This window comes from Alteribacillus iranensis (genome assembly GCF_900113025.1).
Lineage (GTDB): Bacteria > Bacillota > Bacilli > Bacillales > Marinococcaceae > Alteribacillus_A > Alteribacillus_A iranensis.
Map to the genome: position 1 here is coordinate 1 of NZ_FONT01000016.1, position 4,803 is coordinate 4,803.

A 4,803-nucleotide genomic window follows, 5' to 3' on the forward strand; every position below is an offset into this window, starting at 1 on the left:
AACCAACTGACTTACGCGACCTCTTGAGACCCCTAATCGCTCAGCGATCTGTTTCTGTTTATATCCTTTCTTCAAAAGTTTTTGGATAGCAATTAATTGATTATCTGTTTTATCATGCTGTGCTTTTATATATTCCTCTCGTGTTCTCATGCCTTTTTTGCGACGATTTTCCATGTTGGCAATACGCTTTCTTCGGCGCTTCTCATTTCCATCAATAATTGTTTTTAACTCTTGCTGCTCCACAGAGGTTATATCTAACCAATTAATCAACTTTTTGTTACTAATATTATACCCAGCGCCTAGGTAACCTTTTTCTTGTGCGATTCGATTTGCCTCCGTACTGTTTTTTGCTTCCCAGGCTTTCTCTGCACTTTTTGTCGCTCGGATTACCTCACCATCAGGCAAAGGATTGGTGAACTCCTGATTCAAAAGTAAAGATTGGTTAAGTGCTTCTTCGGGATCCGATAAATAGCAGCATTGCCAATACCGATACAAGAAACAAATAACCTCTCGGTATCCATCTACTTCATACTGTCGGAGTTCTACTAGTTTCACTAAGTCTAGTAGTCTCGCATGATAAAGCGTATATGTATTAAAAAGATGACGAACCCTATTTGGTCGCCCTTTGGTTTGTTTTTTTGGTTTTAGGTCCGGTAGGTATTCATCTTGAATATCTCGCAAAACATAACGATAATCATGACGGTAATGTACGTGGACTTCTGCTCTATTCTTAGAGTTAACACTGCCATCCAAACGGAATACCCGAGCCGCATCGCTCGCTTTGGCATCGCCACCTATGGTTTCCAACTGTTGTACAAAGTGGTTTTGAATCGCTTGCCACAATGGTAATGCTTGATAAGGAACAGGATCGATCAACCATATCAGAACCAACCCTCTCCCCGAAAAAATGATTAAATTTGGCTCCGGCAAAGCTGTATCAAACATTTCCAACTCTAATTTTCCTAACGTCCAATCGGGAGCATAGTTTAATAGGTAACAATCAATATCCACGTAGAGGGCCCTCAATTGCCTTACATGCTCAATTCTACGTTGTGGCTTATAAAAGGTATTCTGACTAAAATAAACATCCTCACCGATCCACTGAGAAAGCTCATGAGCTAATTGTTCTGGTTTATAATGATATTGTTTAAATCCATTTGTAGTCTTTTTAGCTAAGGTAATATACCCATCTGCATCCTTATGGTGAAACCAAGCATGATACCGTGCTTTTTCAAGATTACTATTGTTTAGTGTGCTAACATCTGCATCCATGAAAAAAATCCTCCTCAACAGTGGAAGGATTTTATGCCCTATGATAAGATAATGGTACAAAATTAAACTATATGTTTAATTCTCTTTTGGGATCACTCCCATAAGGGTCTAAAATCCTTCAAATAGGTTGTGAGAAAACCCCGAACCGGCCAAAGTTCTAGGGGTTTTTCTCGTATTTAGGTTTAGTTTATCAAACTTTGAAACAACTTGCTCGCCTTTGATAGAAAAACCCCTATTTATATCCGATAATGATGATTTCCCAATTATCATTCTTTGATTCACTTACCGTTCATGATGTTCATTGCATCTAGTAACCCTAGTCTTAACACCTCTTGCGAACATTTTCCCCAATTCCAAGACTCGTTTTCTTTGATTCAGCTAATACAACTTAGCAAAAAGATAGAAAACAGGGATGCCGAAAGTCCAAAAAAGGATTATAATCCTTTTAGCAGAAATAACAGAATGAACGGTGAAGCATTAAATGAAGGGGTGAACAGCATGGACGATTGGCACACTGTCACAGAAACAGCTGAACAAACGGGAATACCAGCTGAAACAGTCCGTCGTTATGTAAGGACTTACGGAGATTACATGCGTTTAAAAAAGGAAGGCCGTACGTATCTGATACATACAAATTCATTAGATACCGTAAAAAAGATACGTTTCCTGCTGGACGAAGGAAAACAACGCTCTCAAGTTGAAGATATATTGCAACAAACAGAGTCACTTACTATTCAGACAGACGATGATGAAATGAATGAATATATGTTAAGCTTGCCGCAACTTCATCGAGAGATGAGCAGACAGATTAAAGAACAGTCACATATCATTCAAGAGCTACAGGCCCGTGTAGAGCAACAAGAGGCACATATAAATGAACGCATGGACGATCAAGAACAACGTGCCAAAGCACGTGATGAGCGATTAATGCAAACGTTAAATGAAATACGAGAGACAAAAAAGATGATTCAGGAAAAGGAATCTGATGAAGCAGCAGCTACTGAAGATAAAAAGCCATGGTGGAAGTTCTGGAGCTAGGATAGATTAACCTACAAAAAAAGTATCTCTTTCATTCATTGGAGACTTTGTATTCGTCTCCAATTTTCATAACAAACCATCCTAATTTCTTCCTAAATAAATCCGTGTTACATCATCTCTCCCATGTCCTAACTGCTCAGCGACATACAGCCGTGCTTCATTGGCGCTCATCCCGCCTCTAGTGGCCTTTTCATATTGCGATCTAGCATAAGAATGCCTCAGCCCATGAAACGTCAAATGAGGGCGTTGCACGTCAATGCCCAATTGTTTCGTATAGGTCGATGCTGACTCCTGTTCACTTTTTTCAGTAAAGACCTTTCTGTGATTTTGAAGCCAATTTTGAATGGATTTCATCGCTTGCCGGTGCGTTTGGCCATGGCCCGTGAATATTTTTTCATGTTTACTTTCAGCCAGTATTCGTTGTAAAACCCTTTTCGCCCCTTGATTTAACGGAACATCACGGGGAATTCCTCCTTTGGTTTTCGTCAGGTGTAGATGTCCATTGATGAGTGCTTCTCTCATTTGCGTTCTTGTTAATCCCGTCGCTTCTTCTATCCGCAATCCCATCGTTCGGGCACAACCAATAGCCCACTCCACGTCTTTTCTCCCCATGATTCTTGCATGGTGTACAGCTTTAGTGACTTCTCTATTTTGCCATGCCCGATCCACGCCAACGATTTTTCTTTTCTCAGCCCCAAGAATGTCATTATTATCCGGTAGCTTATGGCGAGTTTTCGGTAACATGGCGTGCAATTTCCGGACCGCAGACAAATCCGTCTTGATCGTAGCTGCCGAAACTCCTGCCTCCTGGGATTCCTCCACAAAGGATCGCAAATGTTTTTCGTTGATGTTTTTGAAATTCTTCGACCCATAGTTGATCGCTAAATGCTTGGCGAACGATCGTACACCATCTCTATAGCGCGCAGTTCCTCTTTTTCCTTGGTGGTGCGTTCGCCAATCGAAAATTTTGTGTGCTTGATGCCACAAATTTTCGTAAATATTCTGCTGCTTAGGTGTCATGTTCCAATCCCGTTTTCCCATCTTCCTCCTCCTTCATAAATCTAAAAAAGGGCATACTTCCCCCGTCTGCATATCCCTGCTGTTTCAGACCTATTTCGGCGGTTAAATCCGCCGAAAGGTGAACAGCTCGGGGTTTGCCCGAGCTGTCTCATTCTTATATTCGATTCAAAAGAAATCGAATCACTAAGAATGAGACAGCTCTATTCGGTTGTCTGCTTTGTTAAGTAGCAGTCTGCATTCAACCCGCCATCGCAGGTGTGTCACTTGTGACACGATGCATGATGCGCAGGAACTGTCCACCTGCATCCGCAGGCACCACTTCGTGGTTGCGCAAGTTCTACTTCACAATGGGTTCACCACGTCCATTGCTACATCCATTGCCAATAGTTTCATGTAAACCTGCCTCAACAGTCGCCCGTTCTTCTCCCAGACACTTGCGATCCCGCCACAGGACACACATTTGGCGTTTTGTGCCACACGCTTTTTATCGATTGTTGCTTTCTCAACAAAACCATCATTTTTTAGCTCCTTCTCTCATTCATTTTTCTTTTCTCCCCTTTCTTTTTTCATTTTTTTGATATGTGGAACACAAAAAAGGCGTACCGATCCCACTGTAGTCAGTGTTTTCGATACGCCTCTATGTGCGTTTCTCTTTATTACAAGGCATAGATAGCCTAAGTAATCCTATTAATTGACATTCCCATTCACTAAAAGTTTGCCCTCATCCAGCAGTGACAGCGTCTAGCCCTGTCCCCGAGATGTACGCAAACAACCATTCGCTTTACTCCTCCTATCCGCCAGCGCTGTTTCCAACGAGCGGTGTGAAGGAAAACCATTCACTAAAAATAACTATGTATTTATCATAGCTATAAACATTTCTTTTGTCAAAATTCAAGAGGACGTCAAACAAGCTAATATAAGACACTTACAGCGCTTTTCTTCTTTTTGTGACTCTATTTACTTCCTCATATCTCGAAAATAGATAGATGAAGCTCACAGCAGATGACTATCCTCTGATTTTCTGATCTTTCTTTTTAAAATAATCAGTAAAGGGAGCGAGGGAATAAATAAAAAACAACACTGCCTATCTAGTTTTTTACTGCCAAGGGTAAGAAGAAACCTTTAAACTATATATTAGCCATCTGGAGATGTTACTCAATATAAATTAATTTTCCTATTTTTTCAGAAGTAGTAGTATCTTTTCCTGTATTATATTCGAATTCAACAGATAATATATATGCTCCCGATAAATCATTATTTTCCCCAAAGTAATCTCTGATTTCTTCATGGGGTTCATAGTTTGGTGTATAGGAATCAGAAGGTTCAATGAACTGTAACATACTGTGAGTTTCCTTTTCTAACCACTGTACTCTTCCATCTGTGAACGTATATATGTCTATTGCATCAGGGATTATCACTTCTTTAGTACCTCTATTAACCAGCGAAAGCTTTATTTCTTCGTCCTGTTGATAA

The 4,803-nt window shown here is 40.5% G+C and carries 4 protein-coding genes; 1 reads left to right on the forward strand and 3 read right to left on the reverse strand.

The window, feature by feature from the left end; all coding sequences use genetic code 11:
- Positions 1 to 1,272 (reverse strand): replication protein (locus BM095_RS16245; RefSeq protein ID WP_091664328.1); only part of this gene is annotated, 1,272 nt, incomplete at its 3' end.
- Positions 1,273 to 1,734: 462 nt separating this feature from the next.
- Between BM095_RS16245 and BM095_RS16250 the strand changes: the two genes are divergently transcribed.
- Positions 1,735 to 2,310: a DUF3967 domain-containing protein gene (locus tag BM095_RS16250; RefSeq protein ID WP_091664323.1), complete on the forward strand. Its 576-nt coding sequence runs from the start codon at positions 1,735 to 1,737 to the stop codon at positions 2,308 to 2,310.
- An 81-nt stretch (positions 2,311 to 2,391) separates the two neighbouring features.
- Here BM095_RS16250 and BM095_RS16255 read toward each other — a convergent pair whose 3' ends face one another.
- Together BM095_RS16255 and BM095_RS16675 are read right to left on the reverse strand one after the other, a co-directional pair.
- Positions 2,392 to 3,351, reverse strand: coding sequence for a tyrosine-type recombinase/integrase (locus BM095_RS16255; protein ID WP_091664326.1), 960 nt, complete (start codon positions 3,349 to 3,351; stop codon positions 2,392 to 2,394).
- 1,130 nt (positions 3,352 to 4,481) lie between these two features.
- Positions 4,482 to 4,803 (reverse strand): hypothetical protein (locus BM095_RS16675; protein ID WP_177194855.1); only part of this gene is annotated, 322 nt, incomplete at its 5' end.

Excerpts from the sequence above, each read along its gene's own strand:
- BM095_RS16250 (WP_091664323.1), top strand. The coding sequence starts at position 1,735 with ATGAACGGTGAAGCATTAAATGAAGGGGTGAACAGCATGGACGATTGG.
- BM095_RS16255 (WP_091664326.1), bottom strand. The coding sequence starts at position 3,351 with ATGGGAAAACGGGATTGGAACATGACACCTAAGCAGCAGAATATTTAC.